The sequence below is a fragment of the Arthrobacter sp. 10L424 genome, assembly GCF_056395325.1.
Window position 1 is genome coordinate 619,853 of sequence record NZ_JBFTJH010000003.1, and the last position, 25,387, is coordinate 645,239.

Here is a 25,387-nt window from a genome sequence, read left to right on the forward strand (position 1 = left end):
TTCATCCGCTGCCTCTAAGTCGCTGAAGCCGGGACCTGGCGGTCAGGGAGCCAATGGAGCCAAGAGTTCGGCGGCTGTTCCACGCCACTGTCGGACCGGCGACCGCCGCACGCCGAGCCAGACGCTGTTCAGTCTGCACTCTAGGCAAGAAATCAGCAACACATCAGTCGCCAGCGCATACCTGAGCGACGAATCTTTCGGCACGTGGGCCACCTGCCGCAACGAATTCTCCTAGAAGTGCCAATCCGACGGAAAGCGGCAAGGAGAGCCTGCCCCGGAACTGCGAGTCCAGCATTATTTCGGGGCTCGTTGACGACCAGTTGCCAGGACCTCCAACCAGCCGCGTGAACGCCCGGCCCCTGACAAAAGGTCTCTCCAGCTTTTCCGTTGCCCGCTGCTCGAGAACGTGCGAGTCCACAGAAAGCAGACTCATGGTCACTAGTTCGGGACGCGCCGCCTTTTCAAGCCATCGCCCAAACCCGAGGAAGGAGCTCTCCAGAATTTCCTCTGGCCGTACCCCCGATTCCTCCTGCAATTCGCGGTTGGCGCCATTGGCGGCCAACTCGGCCAGGGGAAGCGACTCTCGGCCCTGGAAATCCCGGTATTCCAACGCGCCCGAACCGCTAGGCGCCAACTGGCCTCCGCTGTTCAGATTATGAACCGCTTGGTCGACGATGAGAAGTTTTCCATCGCTCGTGAATGCCATGCACGAGGTGCCGACCACGTTGACGAGCCATGAGTCGTGGAAATCTCTGAGCATCCCACGTCGGCCAATGAAAAGCCTTCGCCCGTGGTCTTCAAGAAACTGATCGTTCTGGCGGACGTCATGAAGCGCAAACTGGTCGGTTGCGATGTGCTGAAAGTACGTTGCAGGTTGAAAATCTATCCTCGACGGAAGATGTGCGTCAGCAGTGCCGACATTGGAGTTCCAGCCCAGGATAGGCCCGTCGAAGACGTGTTTTGCCTTGGTTTTTTCGTCCAGAAAGCGCTGGCTGAGAGCTCTGAGTCGCGGCGGCACACTAAACGGCTCTGGGTCCAACCTAGCCTCCAGCCCGTTCTCGATGCCCGATGACACAACCACATCTGAGAGGAACGTCCCGTGCGGAAACTTGCGGTATGTGAACCGATTGCTGTTCGCGACTGCTAGCAGGACACTTTCGAAGGAATCGCTTAGTCGAGGGACAAACTCCGTGGATGCCAAAGCACGTCGATAAGCGCGTATCTCCAGAAACAACAGGGCAAATGAAATCACCGCAAGTGCAACGTTTATCCAGACCGGGATGGTTACCCACAATCCGAGTAATCCCAACACTGCGAGAACGGTGCTCAGGACAATCCACCGTACGCCCCTCGCCATCCGTTTCATGCGGTAAATCGTTGTGGCCGCCTCACGACTGACAATTGTCACAAATCACCCCTTGGTGGAACCAGATAGTCGCCGAGTCAAATGGTAACCGTACCCCCTACGTTCATTCGGCTGGCGGGGACTCAGCGACATTTCGAGTCGCAGAATCATTCGTCCGTTACCGTCGTTCACCCACGTTACGAAGCAGGGTTCGAGTGCAGGCCCGAAAACCCCTCCGTGCAGGACTAGCGCTGGTAGCGCACCCAGCAAGGACGGGAACCGGAAGATTCGGGCCTACCGTCCGCTCATCAATGCAGCACTTCACGCCGGCGCGGCTAGAACAGGCTTCCCACCGGCTGGATGAGTTCCGGGGAGTCGTTCCTGACGTTCCCGACGGCGGTGCCGACGGCGTCGATCGTCCAGCCCTCCGCGACATCGTGTGCGCCGGCCCGGACGAGGTCCACGAGTCCGGCGGCGTCATCGGCCTGCGGGTCCAGCCACGACTGCATCGTTTCCCGGTCCATCGGCAGCGGCACCCTGTCATGCAGGGCTGTGAGTTCGGCCAGCATTCCCCCGGCGTAGCCTTCCGGCGGTGAATCGGTGGTCATGATCGACGTCGAGAGCAGCCAGCGTGCCGGGTCGTCCTCGGCTTTCGACGGGTCCTTCCACCATTCGTAGAGGCCGGCGAAGACTATCGGGTGGCCGTCCCTGGGGTGCACGTAATACGGCTGCTTGCCGCGGCCCTCGCCCTTCCATTCGTAGTAGCCGTCGGCTGGGACGGCGCAGCGCCGGGCGCGGGTGGCCTTCCGGAACGCCGGCTTCTCCAGCACGCTCTCACTGCGGGCGTTGATCATCTTCGAGCCAATTCCCGGGTCCTTTGCCCAGGACGGCACCAGTCCCCAGCGCGCGATGTGCAGCTGCCGGACCGGTTGCCCGTCGACCAGCCGTTCCAGCAGGATGGGCACATCCGCGGTCGGGGCCACATTCCACGACGGCGGAATCGCGACCTCCTCCTCCAGCCCGGCGTCGAACTCGGCCAGCAGGTCCCCGACGGCCCGGGCCATCACGTAGCGTCCACACATGGCACCAGCATGCCACCGCACCCATGCTGTGTCATCCGCGCGCCACAGGCGACCCGGCTGAGCCCACCGAAGTCGCCGGAACCATGCGAGGTCGCCGAAACGTTCCGGCGACTCCGCAGCTTTCCGGCGACTTCGCACCCGGCCGCGACGTAGCACCGGCGCCGCACTGTGCGGGAATAGCGGCCTGCGGGTTACGGTTATTGGGAGTAACGTACGACTTTTTGTCGCAACTGGCGCTGCCACCGCGCGCCGTCAACCAGCTTGAAGGAGAACTTCATGGACTTCACCCCCGAATCCGGCACCATCACCATGTTTTCGACCACTTGGTGCGGCTACTGCAACCGCCTGAAGAAGCAGCTGGACGCCCAGGGCATCGGGTACACCGAGATTAACATCGAAGAAGTTGAAGGCACCGCAGATCTCGTGGAGAAGCTCAACGGCGGCAATCGCACCGTCCCCACCGTGCTGTTCCCGGATGGCACTGCGGCCACCAACCCCTCCGCGGCAGAGGTCAAGAGCCGCCTCGCGGCCTAAGGCCCTTTTATGAACCGATGACGACGACGGCGCGGCCTCCTTTGGGGGCCGCGCCGGACTTCGTTGTGCGGCAAAGTTGTGTGCGGCAGAAGCCGTACGACAAAGAGTCCTGCGGTGAGAACCGCGATTTGAGCAGAGGAGCTATTTCCATGGTCCATAAAGTCAAAGGCGTCGTAGCCCGCTCCAAAGGAGCCCCCGTCACCCTGGAGACCATCCTGGTCCCGGATCCCGGACCCGGCGAGGCCCTGGTGGACATCCTCACATGCGGCGTCTGCCACACCGACCTGCACTACAAGCAGGGCGCCATTAACGATGAGTTCCCGTTCCTGCTCGGCCACGAGGCGACCGGCGTCGTCAGCGCCGTGGGCCCGGACGTCACCGAGGTGGCCCCCGGCGACCGCGTGGTGCTCAACTGGCGTGCCGTCTGCGGCGAATGCCGTGCCTGCGCCAAGGGCCAGCCGCAGTACTGCTTCAACACGCACAACGCCACCCAGAAGATGACGCTCGAGGACGGCACCGAACTCTCCGCGGCGCTGGGCATCGGCGCCTTCGCCGAGAAGACCCTGGTCGCCGCCGGGCAGTGCACCAAGGTTGACCCCGAGGCTGACCCCGCTGCGATCGGCCTGCTCGGCTGCGGGGTGATGGCAGGCATCGGCGCGGCCATCAACACCGGAAACGTCAAGCGCGGCGATTCCGTCGCCGTCATCGGCTGCGGTGGCGTGGGCGTGGCAGCCGTCGCGGGCGCCGCGCTCGCCGGCGCCACCACGGTGATCGCGGTCGACATCGACCCGAATAAGCTCGACCGCGCCAAGGACCTCGGCGCCACCCACACCGTGGACTCCTCCGCCGTCGACCCGGTGGAGGCGATCCGCGAACTCACCGGCGGCTTCGGCGCCGATGTGGTGATCGACGCCGTCGGCCGCCCCGAGACGTACAAGCAGGCCTTCTACGCCCGCGACCTCGCCGGCACCGTGGTCCTGGTGGGCGTCCCGAGCCCCGAAATGACCCTGGACCTGCCGCTGCTGGATGTCTTCGGCCGCGGCGGCTCGCTCAAGTCCTCCTGGTACGGCGACTGCCTGCCTTCGCGCGACTTCCCCATGCTGATCGACCTGTACCGGCAGGGCAAACTGGACCTGGACGCGTTCGTCACGGAGCGGATCACGATCGAACAGATCGAGGAAGCCTTCGACAAGATGCACTCCGGCTCGGTGCTGCGCTCCGTGGTGGAACTGTGAGCGGCGGCTCCGTGGACGGGCTCCGGATCGACCGGCTGGTCACCTCGGGCACCTTTTCGCTCGACGGCGGCACCTGGGACGTCGACAACAACGTCTGGATCGTGGGCAACGACGCGGAATGCATCGTGATCGACCCGGCGCACGACGCCGACGCCATCGAGGCAGCCGTCGCCGGCCGAAAGGTCACATCAATCCTGCTGACGCACGGTCACGATGACCACATCGCCGCAGTGGGCGCTTTCCGCGGGCGCGTCAACGCCCCGGTGTACCTCAACCGCGAGGACTGGATGCTGTGGGAGCGCGTGTTCCCGGGCACCGAACCGGACCACGCGATCGCGGACGGGGACACTTTCGACGTCGCCGGTGCCCGGCTCGTCGCGCTGCACACCCCGGGTCACTCCCCCGGATCCGTGAGCTTCTACCTGGCCAGCGAGGGCACCGTCTTCACCGGCGACACGCTGTTCCAGGGCGGCCCGGGCGCCACCGGCCGGTCCTTCAGTGACTTCCCGACCATCATCGAGTCCATCAAGGGCCGGCTGCTGACGCTCCCGGCGGACACCGTGGTGCGGACCGGTCACGGCGACCCGACGACGATCGGCGCCGAGGCGCCGCAGCTCGAGGAATGGATCGCCCGCGGGCACTAGGCTCCAGCCGCAGGCGTGGACAAGGCCGGGTACCAGTGGTGCCCGGCCTTCTCCATGCCTGCGACCCTCTCAGCCCAGCAGGCTGCCGAAGTCGCCGTAGTCCAGGGCGGCATAGCGGGAGTAGGTGTCGATCACGGCCGCCTCGATGGCGTCGACGTCCAGGTGCGGGACAAGATCGTTGACGGCGCCGGCCGTGGCCGGATCCCAATCCAGGCCCAGGGCCGCGTAGCTCGCCTCCAGGACCGCGCGGATCGGGGCCGAGTTCTCCACCACGATCACCGAGCTGAACAGCCAGCCGCCGGCCACCACCCGCTGGGCCGTTCCGATCAGCTTGAGCTGGTGCTGCGGAAACTCCGGATCCTGGCCGTGGACACTGAATTCGCCGGGGCAATACTCGCCGGGGATCTCCCCCACCGCGGCGTCGACGCCGGCGCTGCGCAGGGCGTGGGCCAGCAGTTCGCCGAAGAAGGAGAACCGTCCCTTGGCACCGGCGATCGCGTCGGTGTCCGGTTCCAGGTGATCGATCACGAGGGTCCCCTGGTGGTACGCGGCGGCACGGCCCCCGGCCTTGCGGACGAGCGGTTCGAAGCCGAGGTCGCGGCAGGCCTGCGCCGCGGCGTTGAAGCCCGGCAGGTGTGTGTCCCGCTGCCCGAAGGCCACGGTGGGCGCCGGCCGGTAGAGCCGGAGCATGGGACCCACCTCGCCGGTTTTGACCTTCCGCAGCAGCTCGAGGGCGAGGTCCAGGTCTGCGGCGGCGCCCAGGGATTCCTCCTGCCGGAATATCGTCAGCGTCCGTGGTGCCACCGCGGCCTCCGGCATGTTGTTATGCTCCCTTATGGTCATCTTGCAGTTCCTCGTCGTAGCCGCCGCGTTCGCCGTCATCGATTCCGTCTGGCTCAAGTCAATGAGCAAGTTCTACCGGAACCATCTGGGGCACCTCATGGCGGACAAGCCCAATCTAGGGTACGCCGTCGTCTTCTACGTCCTTTACATCGCAGGCATCGTCTTCTTCGCCCTCCAGCCCGCGCTCGACGGCGGCAGCTGGCTCACGGCGCTCGGCTACGGCGCCGCGCTGGGCACCTTCGCCTACGCGACCTATGACCTCACGAACGCGGCGACCCTGAAGAACTGGCCGCTCGTTATCGTGGTGGCGGACATCGCCTGGGGCGCCGTGCTGACCGGCCTGGCCACGGTCGTCGGCTGGCTGGTCTTCCACTAGCCGGAGGGCCTGAAGCGGCCGGATGATCGATCAGGATTTCCGGAGCGTCAGGATCTGCTCGGCGCGGCCGAACGGGCCCTGGAGGTCATGCAGCACGGTCGAGGTCAGGCCGATCCCGTCCGTCCCGAAGGAGACCTCGTTGTCCAGGCCCAGCCAGTCACCTTCGGGGCGCCGGTACATGTGGACCTGGAGGTCCAAGTTGGGAAAGGCGTAGCTGCCCTTGCCCGGCGGAACCCGGGCGGCGATCCCGTTGGCGGTGTCCACCAGGCCGATCAGCCGGGCCAGGTCGCTGCTGCCCTTCTCGTCCGTCAGCGGGTGTTCGGTGTGCAGCCAGACGGTCCCGGACCCGGCGCGGTGCCCCTCGGCAATCCGCATCTCCAGGGAAGCGATGTAGCCGCCCGGCCAGATGGTCGAGGCGTCGTAGGGTTTGCAGTCCTCCGGCGCGGGAATCTTCGGGTCCTCGAAGGCGGCGACGGCGGTCGTGTCGGACATGATCATCCGCCACGCCGTCGCCCGGATCGCGACCCGCCCCCCGGCGACCAGCTCGGCCTGCACCAGCTCGATCGTCCGGCCCGGGCGGAGTGTGGTGGTGACGACCTCGAACTCGCCGCCGGGGATCAGCCCGAGGATCTCGTAGCTCAGGCGCGCCATCCGCATGTCGTCCCGCGGTTCGTGCCGGTCCAGGCAGTCCGCCAGAATGCCGGACGCCGGCGCCATATGCTGCTCGTGCTCGTTCCAGGCGCCCTGGGCGTGGATGGTGGAGCGGAAGCGCCCCTCCCCCAAGACCTCGTAGTAGAAATCGCCCTCGGCAAGCTCCGGTAGTTCAGCAGTCGTCAATGTCTGCCCTTTCGCGTGGCTGGTAATCCCTGAACACACTATCGCTTCACAGCTCCCGCTATAGCCCGCCTCTGGCCGGCATAGGTCCGGCGGCCGCTAGGCCCGCACGCGCGGGGCGGCCCCGGCTCAACCTCCGGACGGCCCCTCAATGCCACGGCGCAGGCTAGACCCCGTTCCCACGTTGCCACGCGATTCACGGGACTGGGTAGACTCGGAACCAGACTGTCCGCGACTATCCACCGAAGAGGTGTTCCCCTGATTCGAGTCATCAGCTACAACCTGCGTAAGCACCATGCCAGCGGTGAGCTGGTTGATCTGGCCCGCGATTTTGAGATTGATGCCTTGTGTCTGCAGGAGTGCGACACCAACGACCTGCCGGACACCATTGGTGATCTGCACCTCGCCGACTCCACCAAAGGCAACCGCCTGGGCCTGGCAATCTACTACCGCATGGACCGGTTCAGGGCCTACGAAACCAAGGCATTCGCCCTGAAGAAGTCACTGCATGACCGCGTCCTGTCCCCCGCCCACGAGCGGCTCATCGGGACGCGGGTGGTCGACAACGAGACGGACCACGACCTCGTGATCGCTTCGTTCCACGCGGCCCCGCTGACGGCGTCGAACTCGCTGCGGCGGAACCAGATCCACGCCGCGCACGCGGAGCTGCTGAGCATGGGCGGCGGCCTGATGTCGCTGATGGTGGGCGACTTCAACTATCCGTTCTTCACGAAGTCCCTCACGGAACAGATGAAGGACGCCGGCTACGACCTGACGCTCAGCGACCGGCGGACCTACACGCGGTACAAGGTGTTCAAGGGCCACTTTGACTTCGCCACGTCCCAGGGCCTCAACATCGAGAGTGTCGAAACCCTTCCGCGCGGGGCATCGGACCACCTCCCGATCCTCATTTCGGCGGAGTACGGCCAGGACGCTCCGCTGGCCAACGGCTCCGCGTACCCTGCCGCGTAGCCCGGGTCCACCGTGAGAGGCGCCCGGGCACTGAAACTCCCGCCGGGCCTCGCAATGGTGCGGGACTATGAGCGTCCCTGGCTGAAATCCGACCTGGCCGCCGGCGCAGCCCTCAGCGCGTTCCTCATTCCGGCCGGCATGGCATATGCCGAGGCGGCCGGGCTTCCGGCCGTCACGGGACTTTACGCCTCGATCATCCCCCTGCTTGCCTACGCCGTGTTCGGACCCTCCCGGGTCCTGATCATCGGTCCGGACTCAAGCCTGGCCCCCATGATCGCGGCCGCCATCCTGCCCCTGGCCGCCACGGAACCGGATCACGCAGTGGCCCTGGCCGGCGTACTGGCGCTCATGATCGGCGGGCTGCTGCTGGCCGGCAGGGTCTTCAAACTGGGTTTCGTGACCGGGCTGCTGTCCAAACCCATCCGGGTTGGCTACCTCAACGGAATCGCCCTGGTCATCATGCTGAGCCAGCTGCCGAAGCTGCTCGGCATCTCGGGCACCGGCGGCTCACTGGCCGGCACCGCGGCCGGCACCGCCCAGGCGGTGGCCCAGGGCGCCATCAATCCGCTCGCTTTGCTGTTCGGCGCTGACGGCGGCGCTGGACCTGACGACGGCGCTCCCCACCGTGGGTTCCCTGCCCCGCGGCCTGCCGTCCCCCGCCCTCGGCGGGATCAGCCTGGACGACGTCATTGCCTTGCTCGGCCCGGCGGCCGGCATTGCCCTGATCGCCTTCGCCGATACGTCGGTCCTGTCGAAAAGCTTCGCCGCGCGGAGCGGGGTCCAGGTCGACGGGAACCAGGAAATGGGTGCCCTCGGCGTGGCGAACGTGGCCAGCGGCCTCTTTGGCGGCTTTCCGATTTCCGGCAGCGCCTCGCGGACCCCGATCGCCCTCGCTGCCGGCGCCAAGAGCCCCCTGAGCGGAGCCGTTGCCGCCGCCCTTGTGGCGCTGTTCATGATCGTGGCGCCCGGGGTGACGGCGTTCCTGCCCTCCAGTGTGCTGGCCGGCGTCGTGATGGTGGCCGCGGCGTCGATCCTCGACCTGAAGACGTTCCGCCGGCTGCTCAGGATGAGCCGGACCGAGGCCGCCCTGCTGGCCGCGACTTTCCTGGGCGTCGCCTTTGTGGGGGTGCTCGAAGGCATCGTGGTCGCGATCGGCCTGTCCCTGGTCGCTTTTGTGCTGCGCGCCCTGGACCCTTACCGCACCGAGTTGGGCAGTGTGGGAGACGTGCCCGGCTACCATGACCTGAGCCGGCACCCCGAGGGCCACCGTATTCCCGGCCTCGTGATCGCACGCTTCGACGCCCCGCTGTTCTTTGCCAACGGCGCCGTCTTTACCGAACACATCAGGACGCTCGTGGACAAGGCCCCGGCCCCGGTTCGGTGGGTGATCGTGGCGTCAGAGGCCATAACCGGCCTCGACACCACCGCGCTGGATGACCTCGTGGCGCTCGACGACGAGCTCGCGAAGCGCGGGGTCAGTCTGGTCTTCGCAGAGATGAAAGGCCCCATCAAGGACCGCCTGATCCGGTTTGGCGTGAGCAGCCGGTTTGGGCCGGACCACTTCTTCCCGACCGTGACCAACGCGGTGCGGAGCTACAAAAGAATTTTCGGCCTGGACCAGCAGGATTAGGGCCTGCCTGAACCGTGTCTAGCCGGCAACACCGGCGATGCTGCCCGGCGCCTCTTCGGTGAGGTCGACGACGTCGCCGGCTGCGTTCTTCTTGACCGATTCGACCCCGCCCATGGCACTGGCCTTCGATTTGTAGCTCTGCGAGGAAGCGATCACCTCGCCGTTGGCGGCCTTGAGCCGGAAGCGGAAGCCGCCGGACTTGTCCTTGTAGACTTCAAATTTTCCAGCCATTTTGCACCCCTGATGTTGCGTCGGTGGAGCCGGCCGGGTGGGCCGTTAGCCACAATCTACCGCTGCGGGACCGGCCTGAACAGTGGGTCCGGCGCCCCTAGCAGGGACCGGTCTGGCCGGCGATGCTCTGTTGCCGGACCGGGTGCAGGAGCCGGACCCACGGCCGGTTCTGGCCGGTTCGGCCCGGGTTCCTTCGCCTCAGGGCTCAGGCCGCCAGTATGTAGCAGGCAGGGCCCGCCGTCACGGTGCCTTTAGGCCCCGTCCGGCCCTGACCTGCTGTTTCGCCGCCGCCGGAGGTTCCTCACGGTCAGCGAGCCGACGACGATTGCCAGGGCCGCATAGACGGCATAGTTGAGGAACCGCGAGTACTCGTCGATGAGCCGGTACTGTGCCCCGAGCAGGGCGCCGAGGCCGATCAGAAGCCCGTTCCAGATGACGCTTCCCGCGATCGTGAACGCGCTGAACGTGCCGAGATGCATCCGCTCGGCTCCGGCGGGCAGCGAGATCAGGCTGCGCACACCCGGAAGCAGCCGCCCGAAGAAGATCGCAGACCTGCCGTGGCGCCGGAACCAGTCGGCGGCCTTCTCAAAGTCTTCGCGGTCCATGAGCGGAAGCCGCGACAGCCACCGGATCGACCGCTCGAGCCCCAGCCGGGCCCCGAGCCAGTAGAGCAGCAGCGCGCCCACGTAGGCGCCAAGGGTGCTGGTGACCAGGACCAGGACCAGGTTCATGGTCCCCTGGCGCGTGAGGAAACCGGCCAGGGGAAGGATAACCTCGCTGGGGATGGGTGGAAAGACCGTCTCCGCCAGGGTGAAGAGCCCCACGCCCCACTCGCCGAGCGCGTCGACGGCCTGTGCGGCGAAACCGACCAGACCGCCCAGTTCGTCGACCGGAGTGGCGGGTGTCATGGCTGCCCCGGCCGTTCAGTTTCCTCGGACACTGCCGCATTCCCTTCCACGTCGGACCCGGCCAGCCTAGCCGAAACGGCAACGCGGGGACGGCGCGCGTCCGTCGACGCCGGCCCGCGGCAAGCACTACGCTCAGGAAATGGGAATCGTGCGGAAAGTCCTCTGTGTCCTCCTGCTGGTGGTGACCGGGCTGGTGGGTTTGGCGCCGGCGGCGCTGGCCGTCACCCCGGTCGACGTCGTCGTGGAGGACCGGGCGGGGGTGCTGGACCAAAACACGCTTCTGCCCGCCGTCCGGGCGATCGAGTTTTACCAGCCCACCAAGGTGGCCGTTTATACCTACAGCGGCTCGGCCTCGGACAACCTCAACGAGGAGGTCCTGCGGTTTGCCCGGGCCGAGCGCCCGGAGTGGATCAGCGCGGACGGGCAGAAATGGGCGGACGGGCTCTTTATCTTTGCTCTGGACCCTGTGGGCCGGCATGTGGGGACGTACATGGGTGAGGACCGGAAGGTCTCGCCCGGACAGCGCGAGGATATCCAGAATGCCTCCAAGGAACTCCTCCGTGATGCCCAGTGGACGGACGGCACCATCGCCGGGATCCAGCGCGGGGCGGAGCTGATCAACCAGCCGTGGTACCGGTCCACTGCCTTCCTCGTCGCTGCCTGGACCACCGTGGTTGCCGCCGTCGCGGGCGCCGCCACCTGGCTGATCGTGCGCTGGCGGACCCGGGTCAGCAGCCGTAAGGAGCTGGCCCGCGGCGACGCCAGCTATGCCAACGTCAGCATGGATCTGCAGGTCACGGAACTGAATGCGAGCACCATCCCGGACGCCTCCCGGTACGGCAGCACGGTGCTGGAGAAGCACAGGACCTTCATGACGAAGTACAACGCCGCCACCGGCCTTTCCAACCAGGTCCATGCCCTGTCGCCGAAAGGCCTCAGCAGGCGGCCAAACCTGAAGCTGGTCCGGAGCTACGCCGACGCCGCCGCCGAACTGGATGCCCTCGACGACGTCATCTCGGACACCAACGCCCTGCTCAACCGCGGCTCCGCCTGGGCGCCCGCCTGGGACCGCCAGCTGGCCCCCTTCCGCGCCGACCTGGCCGCGATCGAACAGATGCTCACCAAGCGCGACGCCGAGAGCGACTCCGCGTCCGCGGCGGCGCTGCGCTCGTTCCGGGACGAAAGCCACCGGGAGCTCGAACGGTGGACCTCGGAACTCTCGGACGGAACGATCACTCCGGAGACGGCCCTGGACCGGCTGCGGGACGCGCGCACGCATCTGTCCGAGTTGCTCAAGAACCATGCCGACACCGTCATCGAGGGCTACGCCAAGAACGAAAAGGAAGCCCGGCTCATGCGCCAGGAAATGGAGAGTGCGCAGGCCGGAAGCAAGGCCAAGTACGGGCGCACCTACGAGCCCAGCATCCTGGGCACCGTGTACCCCGCCTACTACTTCTTCTCCGTACCCACGTTCAACTCCGGATTCACCACAGGCGTCAGCAGTGTCAGCAGCGCCCGGGGCGGCGGCAGCAGCACCACCGGTTACGGCGGCAGCGGCGGGAGCTTCTCCGGCTCCGGCAGCTCATCGAGTTTCTAGCGGGTCAGGTCTTGCTGCGTTCGACGACGAAATCACCGCCCGGGAACAGTATGGTTTCGTGGCCGTCGTCGAACCTGACGTGATACGGCGGGGCTCCGTCGGCGCCCCTGACCTCCAGAATTTCCCCGTGCCGGTCCGATGATTCCACCGTGGTGCCACGGATGATGATGCGGTCTCCCTGTGCTGCCTTCATGGCATTCACCTCCCTTCTCCAGCCTACGATTCTGTGTCATTTAGGGGAACGGGCCGATTAGTGAACGGCCCGGTTGGGAAGCCGGTGCTTCGTCAAAAGACCCCGGCGGCGACCTTGCCGGTGAGCTGCTGGATGACACGGGTCCGTGCCGCCATGTCCGACATGTCCCGGCCCAGGGTGTAGACCACAAACACGACGGCCCGCTCCCCCTGCACCAGAATGCTCGCGTCGTGGAGATTGCCGTTGAGCAGACCGTACTTATGGAAGACGTTTATCCCCGGGGGTGCGGCGGCCGGGATCATCGTCTCGTAATTGGTGTTCTGCATGTAGGACAGCAACTGGGCGGTGTTCGCGGCGTTGAGCAGCCGGCCGCTGTACAGCCCGGAGAGGGTCTTCGCCATCTCTGCCGGAGTCAGGCCGTTTACCGTCCGGTCATAGGGGATGCCCAGCGAGGCCGCGTAGTCGGTCAGTCCCTTGTGGCCGACGGCGGCAAGGATCAGCGCCCACGATTCGTTGTTGCTTTGCTGAATCATCTGCCGGATCTGCTGGCCCGCGGTGGACGACCCCATCCGGGCCGTCAGCGACGCCTTACCGGTTTCCACCAGATGGTAGTAGGCCTCGGCGGCGAGGACTTTCCCGGTACTGGCGGCCACGAACTTGGTCTTCTCCCCGTACTCGTGGACCTCGCCGTCGCTGAGATCGATCAGGGCCACGCCGACCCGGTAGGCGCTGTTGGCCTGGATGATCGCGTTAATTTCCGCGTCGAGCGCCGGTCCGATGAGGCTCTTGGGAGGAACGACGGCGGCGGGCGTCGGGGCCGGCGTCGAAGCAGTCGGTGACGGAGTCGCTGCCGACGGCGCCCCGCCGGTGACCGACCGTGCGTCGGCCCCTCCGGCGGCACCCGCAGTGGCGGATTCGGTCGCTGCCTGCGGAACGACGGCGTCGACCGCTACCCGGGACTGGACGGTGGCGTAAACGCTCACGGCCGACACCAGGGCGAGGACCGTCACCAGCATGATCAGGAACTGCGGGCGGATTCCGCCAAGGCGCCGGAGCGCACGCGGCCCCGCACCCTCGGTGGTCTCATGTGTGTGTCGGCCGCTGCTGTAATGCCGGCCGGGCCCCCAGGAATCCACCGGGCCTCACCGCCGGCACATCGGTGGCGGCGCAAAGTCCGCAAACGCCACAGGCAGGTTCGCCGGCATACTCTTCCTTCGAACGAAAGGAACCGCGGTGCGGCTCTAAATCTAATGCATTCTGCCCCGGGCACGGCCTGAGCGCAAGGTTCGGCGCCCGCAGGGCGTGTGTGTCAGCCGATGCCATTTGCCCCGCGTCCGACCCAGAGATGGCCAATCCGGCAGTATGCTGCCGCCCGGCGTCGGGCAGTATCCCCATGCCGCCTCCGCGCCCGGCGTCGTACGCTGGAACCCCTGAAGCCCACTGAAGGAGTCCGCGATGCGCAAGGTCATTCTGATGATGCAAGTGTCCCTGGACGGATTCATCGAGGGCCCGGACCAGGACCTGAGCTGGCATCGGGTCGATGAGGAACTGCACACCCACTTCAACGACTTGCTGCGGACGATGGGCGGCTTTCTGGACGGCCGGGTCACCTACGAGATGATGGCCGAGTACTGGCCGACGGCGGACCAGGACCCCTCGAACTCAGCCCCCGAGAGCGAGTTCGCCGGAATCTGGCGGGACATGCCCAAGATCGTCTACTCCAGGACCCTTGCGAAGGCGGGCTGGAATACCGAGGTGGTGCGCGACGTCGTCGTCGAGGACGTCATGAAACTCAAGGACCAGCCCGGCGGCGACCTCGCACTCGGCGGCGCAACCCTCTCGGCGGCGTTCAGACGGCTCGGCCTGATCGACGAGTACCGGATCTACGTCCATCCGGTTCTGGTTGGACGCGGGACGCCCCTCTTCAAGGAGACGGATGCCCTGACTTCGCTCCGGCTGCTGGAGAGCCGCACCTTCGGGAACGGCGTAATTCTGCTGCGGTACGCGGCCGAGCCGGATGGCGGACACGCAAAAGACCGGTGATCCGCTGCCCCCAAGGCACCCGATCGACCGGTCTCCTGCGTGCTGTTAGCGGTACTGCTTAGCCGGCGCGGACGAACGTCACGGGACCGGTGGCCGTCAGCCAGGACAGCGGGTGCGCCATGGTGGCGTTGACGCCGTTCATGCCGCCGCTGATTGCCTGGCCGTTGCCGGCGTAGATGGCAACGTGGCCGGACTGGACGATGATGTCGCCGGGCTGCGGAGTGGAGACGACCTGGCCGTACTTCAGGAAGGCCGTCGGGCCGATGTCGCCGACCGGGATGCCGGCAGCGTTCAGGGCCTTCTCCACCATGGCGGTGCAGTCCTGGGTGATGCCGATCTGGCCGTATGCCATGGACAGCAGTGTGGCGTTGACTCCACCGGCTGCCGGGGCAGCGGCGGGGGCGGGGGCCGACTGGACCTTCACCGTCGCCTTAGCGGCAGGAGCTGCGGCGGCCGGTGCTGCCGGGGCCTTCGGAGCGGCCGCGGGCTTGGGGGCCTCGACCACGGGCGCCGGTGCTGTTTCAACGGCGGGGCGCTCGAAAGTAATCTGGACAGCGGAGTCCGCCATGACCGGTGCGCCGACCTGGCCCTTGACGTCAACGGACGACGCCGGGGCGGCGTCGCGCTTGGCCGGCGCATCGGCTGCGTTGGCGGCCATGGCGCCGCTAAGCACCATTCCGGAAGCGGCGACGAGAACTGCGGCCTGGCGGCCGATGGTCCCGGCGGTACGGCGTTTGCTGCGAAGATCGGCGCGCTTGGGCGCATGGGTATTGCTGGAAATCATTAAAAGGAGCCTCTCCCAATGCCTGCGAGGTGAGCTGTCGGATTCGGATGGGAGGCACCCGGCCGCACTCGGGCCCGATCATTGCGGGCCGTGCGGCTTCACCCCAAGACCCCTGACTAACAGTGGGTCAATAGTGGTTTCCCCGTCTCTGCCGGACGTTGCTGCGAGTTATCCCCACGGCCGCGGCAGAGTTAGGCAATCGGCTGGGGAGAGCCCGTCTCGGAAACAACAGGCACCTAACAACGGTAACGGAATGATCACGGCATGTCACATTGAGGTAACGGCGGAAAGGGGTTGCGGGCGGTCTTTCCCCACGCCAGACGCCGATTCGGGAATAGGATATTGGCATCACGGTTCCCAGAAGCGGAGGCCCCAAATGAACAATCCCGACGTCAACACGCACTGCGTTGCCATCTGCCAGCTGAGCAATGAACCGCCGGAGGACTTCAACGTCAACACCGAGCTGCTGGTACTGGAAAACGGGGAGGTCCTCGTCTCCACCTGGGACGCTGAGCCCCGTGACGGCGGCTTCGATGTCCACGTCCTCAACGACCGCGTGGACGCGTTGGGTTTCATGGTGGTCACCGACTGGGAGTTCTTCGATGAAAAGGCCTACGCCGTGGTGGAGCGCCGGCCGGGAAGCTAGGGAGATTTCCCCGGGCGTTACGGGCCGTCAGAAGTCAGGTTCCGGCCGGGTCTAGCCATCTCGGCGGCGCGGCGCAGCCAGCCGTCAGGATCCCTCCCCCAGCGGTCCAGAACGCTGTCCGCGCGGACCCTGCCGACGACGTCGAGACCCGCCATCAGGGGGCCGACGACGTCGGTGGCGAGCGGATCCACCAGGGCGCTTAGCTGTGCGCTCCGGACGAAGCCTTCGATCCGCGTCAGGTCTGTGTTGGTCAGCAGCCGGACGCTCGATTGCAGGAGGACGACGGCGGCGAGGCGGCGTTCGAAGACCGGCACCTGCCACAGCTCGGAGCTAAGCGCCGTGATGTCATCGTGAGTGAGGTCCGGATAGCGCCGGAGGGCATCGCGGACAGTTCCGCGCACGGCTCCGACGGATGCGCCGTAGTACCGGTGGCCACTTCCGTGCCTGGCCTCGGACTCCTCGGCCCGGCCCCACGACGACTCGCGCTGGAGCGCAAGGTCAATGAAGTCGCCGGCATCACTCATGGGGCCATTGTTTCGCATCCTGCGGCGGGGAGGCCCAGCACCCAAGTGGCCCGACGCCGTCGTGCCCTGTCTACCCCGTAACCGCGGGGCAGCGAAGTCCGGTGTCGGCCAGGCCCGGTGCCCTACTGACCCGGTGCCCGGTACGTGGGCGTCTTCTTGGCCGCGTCGTCCAGATCCTCCGGCGTCAGGAGCGGCTTCAGGCGCACGTTCACAGAGCCCGATGAGTTGATAAGAAGCGAAAGCGCGGCGGCATCGGACGGCAACGGGACCTCGAAGACCCCCAGTACGTCCCTCTCCCCGAAGGCGTAGTAGAAGCATTCGAGCGATCCGCCCACGGATTTGAGGGCATCGACCAGCGCGTCACGGCGCTTCGTTCCCCCTTCGCGCATGAGACCTTTGATGCCGTCGCCCACGTAATTCGCTTCGAACAGATACTTAGTCATGACCCTTCCCGTCCTGTCATATCCAGGACTCGGGCAAGGCAAAGTGTGTCAAAGCCACTTTGACGGCGGGTCCCGGAGTTGGTCCCCAGAATGGGGTTGTGGCCACATCGTAGGCGCTCCCCCGCACCCTTTCAACGGTTGTTGAAGACTCCCCCGGCAGGCAGGCCATTGTGCGCCCGGGCTCCCGGTGGCACAAGCGACTGCGGACGACGACGGTCCGCGCCTCAGGCGGCTTTGGGCCGGACGACGAGAACCGGACACGGTGCGTGGCTGATGATCTGGGTGGCGACCGAGCCCAGGTGCAGGCCGGGAAATCCGCCGTGCCCGCGGAAGCCGACCACCACCAGATCCGCATCCTTGGCGGCGTCGACTACTGCTGCTGCCGGTGAATCGTTGTGAACGACCTGCCCGGTGGCTTCGACTCCCGCGTCCTCGGCCCTTTTTAGGGCGTCGGCCTGCAGGGTTTCCGCGATTCCTTGCGGGGAATCCTCTGCCACGATTTCGCCGGCGGCCGTTTCCAGGACCGCCGCATACCAGGCAAGCGGGGGCTTGCTCCAGGCCGTGACCAGACGGATCTGGCCGTTGCGCTGCCGGGCCTCATCCACAGCCCACGTCAGCGCATTCTGAGAATTCTCGGAACCGTCAAAACCAACCACAATCACGAACGAATCTGTACCGGCCATTGTCTTTCCATTCCCTAGCTTCACTGAGCAGCCTGGACCTTTCAGTTTCTGCGTGGGCCAAAGTCAGTGTCAAGGCATCACCACGGAGAACACGGGTTCTCCGTGTGTTCTGCCTGGTTCATCCGGTCAGGGTGTGGCGCCGGCCGGGCAGGCGGTCCTATGTTATGGACATGGGATTACTGCGGCACCGGGCGGAACGCCACAGCCGACGACGGCGGTGAGGCGCTCCGGGATCTGAATCGATCCGGACAGGGGTGAAGCGGGGCATTTCTGACCACATATTTCGAGCGTGACAAGTGGGGGAAAGATGGAGCTGAGAAGACGAACCCGATCTCGTCTCGCCGTGGCTCTCTGGGCAATTCTCGGCTACTTCACAGTGAGCGCGCTCTGCGGCGTCCTGGTTGCCGGCCTGGTGGTCCCCGGTGTTGCCGCCGCCGGAGTTGCCGGCAGCAACTCAATCAAGTTCTTCAACCAGCTCCCCTCGGGGCTGACGGTTGATCCGCCGTCGCAGTCAACCAAAGTGCTGAGTGCGGACGGGAAACTGATCGCCAATTTCTACGCAGAAAACCGTGTGCGGGTCAGCCTGGCCGAAATGTCCCCGTACATCAAGGATGCGATCATCGCCGTCGAGGACCGGCGCTTCTACGAACATGCCGGCGTAGATCCCCAAGGGATACTGCGGGCGCTGTCCTCCAATCTCACCGGTGGCGGCCGGCAGGGCGCGTCCACGCTGACCCAGCAGTACGTCGCCAACGTCGTCACCGAGTCCCTCGTGTCGGCGGACCGCGGCGACGAGGTTATCCGCGGGGGCCAGAAGACCGTCGGGGACAAGATCCGCGAGATCAAGCTGGCCATCGAACTGGAGAAAAATTACAGCAAGGATCAGATCCTCGAGGGCTACCTCAACATCGTGTTCTTCAACCGGGACGCCTACGGCATTGAGGCCGCGGCGCGCTACTTCTACAGCACCACAGCGAAGGAACTCACCCTCCCGCAGGCCGCCCTGCTCGCCGGCCTGGTGAACAGCCCCAGCTTCTACGACCCCTCCGTCTATCCGGACAACTCCCTCCGGCGCCGCGACGAGGTCCTGGCCAAGATGCTCAGCCAGAGGATGATCGTCCAAGCCGACTACGACGCCGCCATCGCCACCGGCGTCGACCTTAAGATCACGCCGGGCCGGCAGGGCTGCGCCGGCGCGGAAATTGCACCCTACTTCTGCGACTACGTTTCACACCTCATCCTCAACAATCCGGCTTACGGCGTCGACCTCGCCACCCGGCAGCGGAAGCTGTACCGCGGAGGCCTCACCATCACCACCACCCTGGACAGCAGGCTGCAGCTGGCCGCGCAGGCGCAGGTGGACGCCACAGCCGGGACCAACCCGGACAAATGGGGTGCGGCGCTGGTCTCCGTCGTGCCCGGCACGGGCAAAATCCTCGCGATGGCGCAGAACACCGTGTTCCTCCCCGACCCCGGAAAATTTGATACCCAGCTCAACTTCAACGTCGATTCCAAGGACGCGGACGGCAATGACCTGAACGGCGCCGGCGGATTCCAGCCCGGATCCACCATGAAACCGTTCACATTCGCGGAATGGCTCAACTCGGGGAAGACCCTGACGGCCATGGTGGACGCCTCCAAGAGGACGTATCCGCTCGATTTTCCTTGGAAATCCAGCTGCGGAAAGGTGCGCGGCGCCTACAGCACCAAGGAGAAAAAGGCCGGACTCGACGCCACGGACGACCTCCAGAACAACGACGAGGGTTACTACCGCCGCATGCCCGTTGACTACGGGCTCTACAACTCCATCAACACGGCAACTTTCGCGGAGGCCGCCCAGCTGGATTTCTGCAACATCCAGAAGATGGTCGACACCGTCGGACTCCACAGCGGTTTGGACAACGCCCAGATCAACATGCACCAGCTGGGCAACCTGTTGGGTGCCATTGGAGTAGCGCCGCTCCACCTTGCCAATGCGTTCGCCACGTTCGCCAACGACGGCGAGTACTGCGCCCCGATCGCCATTGTGGAGGTGACCGACCCCGCGGGGCGGAAGTTCCCGGCGGAGACCAGTGACTGCCGGAATGCCGTCAAGCCCGACGTTGCCCGCGGCGTGAACTCCGTCCTCCAGGACGTGCTGAAACGCGGGTCCGGCGTCTATATCAAGCCCAAGGTCCAAAGCCAGTTCCCAGTGGCGGCGAAGACCGGCACCTCCAACAACAACGGCGCCACGTGGGTGGTCGGCTACACCTCTGGCATGGCCACCGCATCCTTCTTCGGAGACACCCTGGAAGGCCAGAAGCGGCCCGGCCAGAACGTCACCATCAACGGCAAGTTCTACAGGGGCATTGACGGTTACATGCTCGCCGGTCCGCAGTGGGCGAACTACATGCTCGAGGTGGCAGGACTCTACCCTGCCAAGTCTTTCCCCCCGCCGCCGGAATCCATGACAAAGAAGCAGCCGGAGCCCGCGAGCAGGAAGCGATGACCCTGCGGTTGGTGAAGGCCGTGATTCCGGCCCGCACCCTATGCCGCGAGGCCCGAAGCCTCTATTCTCTTGCCATGAGAGTTGGGGGCAAGTTCCGGCGAGGGGAATCGCGCCATTTCGTGCGAGCGGCCCGTGGATACCTCTAGCGCCCAGCCTCCAGACAATTACGACGCCTTCCTGTCGAGGCTGGACGCCGCCACCACGAGCCTGAGCACACGGGCCGGAGCGCTGGACAGGGCGCTGGCAGCCGTCTCATTGCTCTTGGGACCTTACGAATCCGCCGTCCGGAAGTGGGAACGACGGCGCCGCCACGTCGGCGAGCAGCTCGCCGGGCACTCCGGGCCGCCGCAGTCACTCACCGCGCTGAGCGAACTCCACGACGTGGCAGTAAAGATGGAATCGATGCTTCGCGGCCGGGTCCAGCGCGTCCAGGACAAGTTGGCGGTGATGCACGGTCGTCGCGAGGCCATCGACAAGTCGCTGCTGGACCTTGAGCTGAGCCGGCTGAAACTGAACTCGTCCCGCATGCTGTCACAGGACCGGGAAAAGCTGAGCAGCATCTTTTCTGCACTCGCCGGCTCTGCCGTTGCCGTCTCGGCCCACCCGGATATGGGGCTGCTGAGCGATCTTAGGGAAGCACGCGAGGCAGTCATCCTGGCCGAAGCGCTGATGGAATTGAAGGGGTACTAATCATGGAAAATTCACCGGTCGATCCGCCCCGCAATAACACCGTCGCTCTTGTGCGGTGGTCGCGGAAGCCCGGCGAAAGTCCCGTGATCAAGTTCCTGCTGTTCTGCGTCTTCGGCCTCATCCTGTGCCTCGTCCTCATGATGTTCATACCCGGCCTCAGGAATTTCGGTGCCGTCGTGTTGTTTACAGGTTTCTTCGCCGCCCTGCTCACCGTTCCCACCGTCAAGGGCCGGAGGACATTCATGGTCGGGCTGACCAAACGGGTCAACGACACCATTGCCGAGGTGACAACCACCCCTGGCGACCAATTGTCGGTCAAGGAATTTCAGCGCATGGTCAAGAGCGGCGAGCGCCGGCAGCTCCTCGTCAACGGGGTGCCCGGGTTGAACCTGCACGTCGAGCGGATGGGATCACTGGACAACAACGCCCCCGAGAAATGGCTTGCTGTCTTCACCGTGGTCCCGCCGGAAAACGGGACCGAAAGTTTTGATCGCCTGGTTGCTGCCGCAATGGATGCAGGCCGCGGCGGTGCCACCGCTTCCTAGGCTTGGGGCGCGGAGTTCAAGCCCCTGGCATATCCGGCCTGCCCGACGTGCTGCAGGCAATCGGCAATGGTGCTGACCAGCCGCACCCCTAGCGTGACGGGAGGATCCCAGCGCCTATCGACGATGCGGTCAAGGTCGTCGTCGCCAAGGTCCGTCAGGAACGCCACCGTCTGACGGTGAACGGCGTCGTAATACTCGAGCAACAGCTCCGGCTCGGCCTTCACGGCGTCGACCTGGCCACTTGTGTGGCCGTAACCCGTGTCGCGTTCAGACAGCGGAAGATCAAAGCGTCCGGCGAATCCCTGCGAGGTCCAGACCTGTTCCAGGCCGGCAACGGAAGAGAGTTGCGCATCCTCGACCCGGCTGAGGTGCCAGATCAGCCATGCCATCGAGTTTCCGTTCCCTGCAGGCCGACGGACCAGGGTCTCGCCGTCCGCCCCTTCAAGAGTTCGCGCCACGGTCTCACGGATCCGGCCAAAGGCGTCCAGCAGCAGTTCGTTGGATTTCATCGAGCCCCCTCACGGTGCATTGTCGGTGAGTCCCCATAGTTGCACGGGGACCGGTCCCCCGCCACGCAAGGTGTCCCGGCAAGGTCACCCTCCACTCCAGGGTGGAAACTGATGCCGCCGGCTCCCGGACTATTTCCCTCCAGCTTGAGGGACCTCTTCCGCTCGATACCGCTGGAGGGCTATGGTCCAGATCTACCTTGGACGTCCCCCTGCGTGAGAGGACCGGCAGATGATCGAAAACCGAAGCCATCTAAGGAACGGCCGCCTGCGCCGAACGGCGATCGCCGTCGTGCTGGCGGCAGCCGGGGTCGGTGCGGTGAGCGGCACGGCGCAGGCCGCCCCCAAGAACGACGGTGCCGGCTACGTGGCGGGCGCGCCCGGCAGCGGCGACGCGTACTTTCCCTATGCCGGCAACGGCGGCTACGACGTTCTGAATTATGACCTCGCCCTCCGCTACGCCCCGCCGGCGGATCCCGGGGTGCTCGAAGGCCGCCTCACCGGCGTCGCCACCGTCACCCTTCGGGCGAAGCAGGACCTGAAGTCCCTCAATTTCGACCTGCGGGGGCTCAACGTCACATTGGTCCGGGTCGACGGGAAGGCGGCGAAGCAAGGGCAGTCGCAAGGCGGAGACAGCGCCGAATGGTCCCAGAAGCAGGACGACGCGAACCGCATCTGGGAACTCACCATCGGGCTACAACCGAAGCTAAAGGCCGGACAAAAGACGACGATCGTCATCGAGTACGGCGGGACCACCGGCCGGCCGCTCGACACCACCGGGGCCCTGTACGGCTGGGTCACCACTGCCGACGGCGCCATGGTCGTCAACGAGCCCGAGGGCGCTGCGACCTGGTATCCGGTCAACGACGACCCGGAAGACAAGGCAACCTACACGTTCCGCATCACGGTGCCGGAAGGCAAGACGGCCGTGGCCAACGGCCTGCCTTCCGGCCGTCCGGCGACGAAGGCCGGATGGACGACGTGGACCTGGAAAGCATCAGACCCGATGGCCAGCTACCTATCGACGGCGAGCGTCGGCGACTTTGCCCTGTCCTACTACAAGGGCCCGCGCGGGCTGCCGATCATCAACGCAATCGACGCCGGCGTGACGGGCGCGGAATTGGCGGAGACGACGGCGTCACTCGCCTTGCAGCCGAAGATGATCGCGTTCCTGGAGGACCAGTTCGGGCGGTACCCGTTCGAAGCGTTCGGTGCGATTGTCGACGACGACACGGTCGAGTACGCGCTGGAGACGCAGACGCGGCCGGTCTACTCGGGAATCGCGAGGGAGTACACGGTACTGCACGAACTGGGGCACCAATGGTTCGGCAACAGCGTGAGCCCCTCCGACTGGCGGGACATCTGGCTGAACGAGGGCTGGGCCACCTACCTCGAATGGCTGTGGGCCGAGCACCAGGGCGTGGCGACGATGCCGCGGCAGTTCTCGGACGCTGTCGATTACCTCGATGCGGAAAACCGCTGGGCGCTAAACATTGCCGACCCGGGCCGTGACAACCTGTTCGCCGGCCAGGTCTATCTCCGCGGAGCCGCGGCTCTCTACGCCTTGCGGGCAAAGATCGGAGACAAGGCGTTCCTCGCGGGCGCCCGGTTGTGGCTCACCAGGCACAAAGACTCGACGGCGACGACAGCGGACTTCGAGGCGGTCATGGAAAAGGCTTCGGGCCGGCAGCTCGACAGGTTCTTCGACGATTGGCTGCGTGAAGGGGACCGCCCTGCGATGCCTTAGGCCTTAGCGGACCGCCGTCCGGAGCCGGCCCGGGGAAGGGCCCAAAGCCCCTGATCATGTTCCCGGGCCGGGTCTATTCTGACAGGACATCTTGGTTCCGGAGCTGCGTACAGCTCCAATCTGCCCGCCTCGCGTTTTCCTGCTCCGCCCGCGTGATCGAGGTCCTGCAGATCCCCTTGGTCACCCATCCGGTATTCGGCACGTTCTGGTTCGTGGACAAGAGAGGACCTGGTCAATGGCCACCTATCAGTACCGCTGCCCCGACGGCACACACTTCGAGGAATCGCACCCAATCGGGCGGGCCCCGGACGCCCCGCCCTGCCCCGCCTGCGGGGAACCATCCCGCCGGGTCATCAGCGCCCCGCACCTTTCCAGGACGGGATCGCCCGCCTTCCGGCTCATTGACTCCACCAACCGCAGCGCGGCCGAACCCGAGATCGTGATTTCCCGGATCCCCGGAAGCCCGCGCCGTGTCCAGCCGTATTCATCCAACCCGTTCCACCGGATGCTGCCGCGACCCTAGCGAGTACCTAAGCGGCGCCAGTCAAAGGAGATGAAATGCCAGCCAAGAAATTCACCTTGGACTCCAGCAAGAGGTTCGAAGATCAGGAGAAGATCGGGCACAACCGGTGGCACCCTGAAATTCCCCCCGTGGCAACCATCAAACCTGGTGAATCCTTCCGCGTGGACTGCCGGGAGTGGTTCGACGGCGCGATCGTGAATGACGACTCCGCCGAGGACGTCCTTAACGCCCCGCTGCTGACAGTCCATAAACTCAGCGGCCCCTTCGCCGTTGAGGGCGCCAAACCCGGCGACCTGCTGGTGGTCGACATCCTGGACGTCGGCCCCATTCCCCAGGAAGATTCCGGACCACTCGCCGGACAGGGCTGGGGCTACACCGGCATTTTCGCGACCAGCAACGGCGGCGGTTTCCTCACCGAACAGTTTCCCGACGCCTACAAAGCCATCTGGGACTTCACCGGACAAACCGCGACATCCCGGCACGTGCCGGGCGTCTCCTTCACCGGGCTGATCCACCCCGGTCTGATGGGAACAGCCCCCTCGGCGCAACTGCTCGCGAAATGGAACAAGCGCGAAGGGGACCTGATCGCCACGAACCCGAACAGGGTCCCTCCCCTGGCCCTGCCGCCCGAGGCCGAACATGCGGTGCTGGGGCACCTTCCGCCGTCGGAATTCGACCGGGTCGCCGCGGAAGCCGCCAGGACCGCCCCTCCACGGGAAAACGGCGGCAACCAGGACATTAAGAACATGTCCAAGGGCACCCGCATTTTCTACCCCGTGTTCGTCGACGGAGCCAATCTGTCCATGGGCGACCTGCATTTCTCGCAGGGCGACGGCGAGATCACCTTCTGCGGGGCGATCGAGATGGGCGGCTTCATAGACCTCAGGGTCGAGATCATCAAAGGTGGAATGGAAACCTACGGGGTGAGCGAAAACGCCATCTTTATGCCCGGCAACGTCGACCCCCAGTTCAGCCAATGGCTGGCGTTCTCCGGCACCTCGGTGACCCTGGACGGCGAACAACGCTACCTCGACTCGCACCTTTCCTACCAGCGGGCGTGCCTCCACGCCATCGACTACCTCAGCAAATTCGGCTACAGCAGGGAGCAGGCGTACGTCATCCTCGGCGCCGTCCCCATCGAGGGGCGCCTGTCCGGGGTGGTGGACATCCCGAACTCCTGTTCCACGGTCTACATTCCGACAGCCGTCTTCGACTTCGATGTACGGCCCTCCGCGAGCGGACCCCACAAAATCGACCCAGGCATGGGAGTGCCGAAGGCAAGCAACAGGTAGGCGCCCGCCCGGCAATTCCGCTGGACGAGCGTGCCGGGAGGCGCTCGGC

General features: G+C 65.6%; 28 protein-coding genes, 1 pseudogene and 1 riboswitch. Of the genes and pseudogenes, 16 read left to right on the plus strand and 13 right to left on the minus strand.

The features are described 5' to 3' along the window. Positions 1-163 precede the first annotated feature (163 nt). Together AC1DC5_RS08430 and AC1DC5_RS08435 are read right to left on the minus strand one after the other, a co-directional pair. On the minus strand, positions 164-1,408 hold the full coding sequence (locus AC1DC5_RS08430) for a hypothetical protein (RefSeq protein ID WP_476864825.1): 1,245 nt from the start codon (positions 1,406-1,408) through the stop codon (positions 164-166). 272 nt (positions 1,409-1,680) lie between these two features. After that, a complete protein-coding gene (locus AC1DC5_RS08435; RefSeq protein WP_476864826.1) occupies positions 1,681-2,427 on the minus strand; it encodes an SOS response-associated peptidase in 747 nt (248 codons plus the stop codon). Positions 2,428-2,703: 276 nt separating this feature from the next. Here AC1DC5_RS08435 and AC1DC5_RS08440 point away from each other — a divergent pair, with 276 nt between their 5' ends. From AC1DC5_RS08440 to AC1DC5_RS08450, 3 genes are all read left to right on the plus strand, one after another. Further along, positions 2,704-2,961, plus strand: a complete 258-nt coding sequence (locus AC1DC5_RS08440) for a mycoredoxin (protein WP_024367105.1) — start codon at positions 2,704-2,706, stop codon at positions 2,959-2,961. Positions 2,962-3,110: 149 nt separating this feature from the next. Further along, complete coding sequence (locus tag AC1DC5_RS08445; protein ID WP_476864827.1) at positions 3,111-4,196, plus strand: S-(hydroxymethyl)mycothiol dehydrogenase; 1,086 nt, start codon at positions 3,111-3,113, stop codon at positions 4,194-4,196. Continuing rightward, entirely contained in the window at positions 4,193-4,840 is a 648-nt protein-coding gene (locus AC1DC5_RS08450; RefSeq protein WP_476864828.1) for an MBL fold metallo-hydrolase, read from the plus strand. The genes AC1DC5_RS08445 and AC1DC5_RS08450 overlap by 4 nt, the downstream gene beginning before the upstream one ends. Positions 4,841-4,909: 69 nt before the next feature. Here the strand turns inward: AC1DC5_RS08450 and AC1DC5_RS08455 are convergent, their stop codons facing one another. Further along, complete coding sequence (locus tag AC1DC5_RS08455) at positions 4,910-5,683, minus strand: lipoate--protein ligase family protein (protein WP_476864829.1); 774 nt, start codon at positions 5,681-5,683, stop codon at positions 4,910-4,912. On the opposite strand from AC1DC5_RS08455, the gene AC1DC5_RS08460 reads away from it, so the two are divergent. Then, on the plus strand, positions 5,676-6,059 hold the full coding sequence (locus AC1DC5_RS08460) for a DUF2177 family protein (RefSeq protein ID WP_476864830.1): 384 nt from the start codon (positions 5,676-5,678) through the stop codon (positions 6,057-6,059). The two genes, AC1DC5_RS08455 and AC1DC5_RS08460, sit on opposite strands and share 8 nt — an antisense overlap. A 30-nt stretch (positions 6,060-6,089) precedes the next feature. Here the strand turns inward: AC1DC5_RS08460 and AC1DC5_RS08465 are convergent, their stop codons facing one another. Further along, positions 6,090-6,896 (minus strand): thioesterase family protein, encoded by an 807-nt coding sequence (locus tag AC1DC5_RS08465; protein ID WP_476864831.1) that lies wholly within the window; start codon positions 6,894-6,896, stop codon positions 6,090-6,092. 258 nt (positions 6,897-7,154) lie between these two features. Between AC1DC5_RS08465 and AC1DC5_RS08470 the strand changes: the two genes are divergently transcribed. The 3 genes and pseudogenes from AC1DC5_RS08470 (at position 7,155) to AC1DC5_RS08480 (ending at position 9,495) form a co-directional block, all read left to right on the plus strand. After that, positions 7,155-7,865, plus strand: coding sequence for an endonuclease/exonuclease/phosphatase family protein (locus AC1DC5_RS08470; protein WP_476864994.1), 711 nt, complete (start codon positions 7,155-7,157; stop codon positions 7,863-7,865). Positions 7,866-8,003: 138 nt separating this feature from the next. Continuing rightward, positions 8,004-8,357 (plus strand): annotated as a pseudogene (locus AC1DC5_RS08475) (SulP family inorganic anion transporter); the annotation flags it as partial. Positions 8,358-8,490: 133 nt separating this feature from the next. After that, positions 8,491-9,495, plus strand: coding sequence for a SulP family inorganic anion transporter (locus AC1DC5_RS08480; RefSeq protein ID WP_476864832.1), 1,005 nt, complete (start codon positions 8,491-8,493; stop codon positions 9,493-9,495). Between the two features lie 18 nt (positions 9,496-9,513). Here the strand turns inward: AC1DC5_RS08480 and AC1DC5_RS08485 are convergent, their stop codons facing one another. Continuing rightward, complete coding sequence (locus AC1DC5_RS08485) at positions 9,514-9,726, minus strand: YegP family protein (protein ID WP_441404256.1); 213 nt, start codon at positions 9,724-9,726, stop codon at positions 9,514-9,516. 251 nt (positions 9,727-9,977) lie between these two features. Next, a complete protein-coding gene (locus AC1DC5_RS08490) occupies positions 9,978-10,634 on the minus strand; it encodes a DedA family protein (protein WP_476864833.1) in 657 nt (218 codons plus the stop codon). A gap of 139 nt (positions 10,635-10,773) precedes the next feature. Between AC1DC5_RS08490 and AC1DC5_RS08495 the strand changes: the two genes are divergently transcribed. Beyond that, complete coding sequence (locus tag AC1DC5_RS08495) at positions 10,774-12,231, plus strand: DUF5129 domain-containing protein (RefSeq protein WP_476864834.1); 1,458 nt, start codon at positions 10,774-10,776, stop codon at positions 12,229-12,231. A gap of 4 nt (positions 12,232-12,235) precedes the next feature. Here AC1DC5_RS08495 and AC1DC5_RS08500 read toward each other — a convergent pair whose 3' ends face one another. Then, positions 12,236-12,424, minus strand: coding sequence for a DUF1918 domain-containing protein (locus AC1DC5_RS08500; protein ID WP_476864835.1), 189 nt, complete (start codon positions 12,422-12,424; stop codon positions 12,236-12,238). A 92-nt stretch (positions 12,425-12,516) separates the two neighbouring features. Further along, on the minus strand, positions 12,517-13,560 hold the full coding sequence (locus tag AC1DC5_RS08505) for a serine hydrolase (RefSeq protein ID WP_476864836.1): 1,044 nt from the start codon (positions 13,558-13,560) through the stop codon (positions 12,517-12,519). 319 nt (positions 13,561-13,879) lie between these two features. Here AC1DC5_RS08505 and AC1DC5_RS08510 point away from each other — a divergent pair, with 319 nt between their 5' ends. After that, a complete protein-coding gene (locus AC1DC5_RS08510; protein WP_476864837.1) occupies positions 13,880-14,467 on the plus strand; it encodes a dihydrofolate reductase family protein in 588 nt (195 codons plus the stop codon). Positions 14,468-14,525: 58 nt separating this feature from the next. On the opposite strand, the gene AC1DC5_RS08515 is transcribed toward AC1DC5_RS08510, so the two are convergent. After that, positions 14,526-15,251 carry an NlpC/P60 family protein gene (locus AC1DC5_RS08515; protein WP_441404262.1) on the minus strand — a complete coding sequence of 242 codons (726 nt, stop codon included), beginning with the start codon at positions 15,249-15,251 and terminating at the stop codon, positions 14,526-14,528. Positions 15,252-15,256: 5 nt separating this feature from the next. Further along, positions 15,257-15,427: riboswitch (cyclic di-AMP (ydaO/yuaA leader) on the minus strand. A gap of 200 nt (positions 15,428-15,627) precedes the next feature. Here AC1DC5_RS08515 and AC1DC5_RS08520 point away from each other — a divergent pair. Beyond that, positions 15,628-15,897: a hypothetical protein gene (locus tag AC1DC5_RS08520; protein ID WP_476864838.1), complete on the plus strand. Its 270-nt coding sequence runs from the start codon at positions 15,628-15,630 to the stop codon at positions 15,895-15,897. Between the two features lie 17 nt (positions 15,898-15,914). On the opposite strand, the gene AC1DC5_RS08525 is transcribed toward AC1DC5_RS08520, so the two are convergent. From AC1DC5_RS08525 to AC1DC5_RS08535, 3 genes are all read right to left on the minus strand, one after another. After that, positions 15,915-16,421, minus strand: a complete 507-nt coding sequence (locus AC1DC5_RS08525; protein ID WP_476864839.1) for a DNA alkylation repair protein — start codon at positions 16,419-16,421, stop codon at positions 15,915-15,917. 122 nt (positions 16,422-16,543) lie between these two features. Further along, a complete protein-coding gene (locus AC1DC5_RS08530; RefSeq protein ID WP_476864840.1) occupies positions 16,544-16,864 on the minus strand; it encodes a GYD domain-containing protein in 321 nt (106 codons plus the stop codon). A gap of 224 nt (positions 16,865-17,088) precedes the next feature. Then, positions 17,089-17,547 (minus strand): universal stress protein, encoded by a 459-nt coding sequence (locus tag AC1DC5_RS08535; RefSeq protein ID WP_476864841.1) that lies wholly within the window; start codon positions 17,545-17,547, stop codon positions 17,089-17,091. A gap of 307 nt (positions 17,548-17,854) precedes the next feature. Here AC1DC5_RS08535 and AC1DC5_RS08540 point away from each other — a divergent pair, with 307 nt between their 5' ends. From AC1DC5_RS08540 to AC1DC5_RS08550, 3 genes are all read left to right on the plus strand, one after another. Beyond that, on the plus strand, positions 17,855-20,035 hold the full coding sequence (locus AC1DC5_RS08540; protein WP_476864995.1) for a transglycosylase domain-containing protein: 2,181 nt from the start codon (positions 17,855-17,857) through the stop codon (positions 20,033-20,035). A gap of 132 nt (positions 20,036-20,167) precedes the next feature. Beyond that, positions 20,168-20,725, plus strand: coding sequence for a hypothetical protein (locus tag AC1DC5_RS08545; RefSeq protein WP_476864842.1), 558 nt, complete (start codon positions 20,168-20,170; stop codon positions 20,723-20,725). 2 nt (positions 20,726-20,727) lie between these two features. After that, the gene (locus AC1DC5_RS08550; RefSeq protein WP_476864843.1) at positions 20,728-21,270 is read left to right on the plus strand and encodes a hypothetical protein; all 543 of its coding nucleotides are present in this window, start codon (positions 20,728-20,730) and stop codon (positions 21,268-21,270) included. On the opposite strand, the gene AC1DC5_RS08555 is transcribed toward AC1DC5_RS08550, so the two are convergent. Further along, a complete protein-coding gene (locus AC1DC5_RS08555) occupies positions 21,267-21,779 on the minus strand; it encodes a mycothiol transferase (RefSeq protein WP_476864844.1) in 513 nt (170 codons plus the stop codon). The genes AC1DC5_RS08550 and AC1DC5_RS08555 overlap by 4 nt on opposite strands. Before the next feature lie 229 nt (positions 21,780-22,008). Here AC1DC5_RS08555 and AC1DC5_RS08560 point away from each other — a divergent pair, with 229 nt between their 5' ends. The 3 genes from AC1DC5_RS08560 to fmdA all read left to right on the plus strand — a co-directional run bounded on the left by AC1DC5_RS08560 (position 22,009) and on the right by fmdA (position 25,338). After that, a complete protein-coding gene (locus tag AC1DC5_RS08560) occupies positions 22,009-23,523 on the plus strand; it encodes a M1 family metallopeptidase (RefSeq protein ID WP_476864845.1) in 1,515 nt (504 codons plus the stop codon). A 235-nt stretch (positions 23,524-23,758) separates the two neighbouring features. Then, positions 23,759-24,046 carry an FmdB family zinc ribbon protein gene (locus AC1DC5_RS08565; RefSeq protein ID WP_476864846.1) on the plus strand — a complete coding sequence of 96 codons (288 nt, stop codon included), beginning with the start codon at positions 23,759-23,761 and terminating at the stop codon, positions 24,044-24,046. 35 nt (positions 24,047-24,081) lie between these two features. Next, positions 24,082-25,338: a formamidase gene (gene fmdA / locus AC1DC5_RS08570; protein ID WP_476864847.1), complete on the plus strand. Its 1,257-nt coding sequence runs from the start codon at positions 24,082-24,084 to the stop codon at positions 25,336-25,338. The last annotated feature ends 49 nt before the right edge of the window (positions 25,339-25,387 follow it).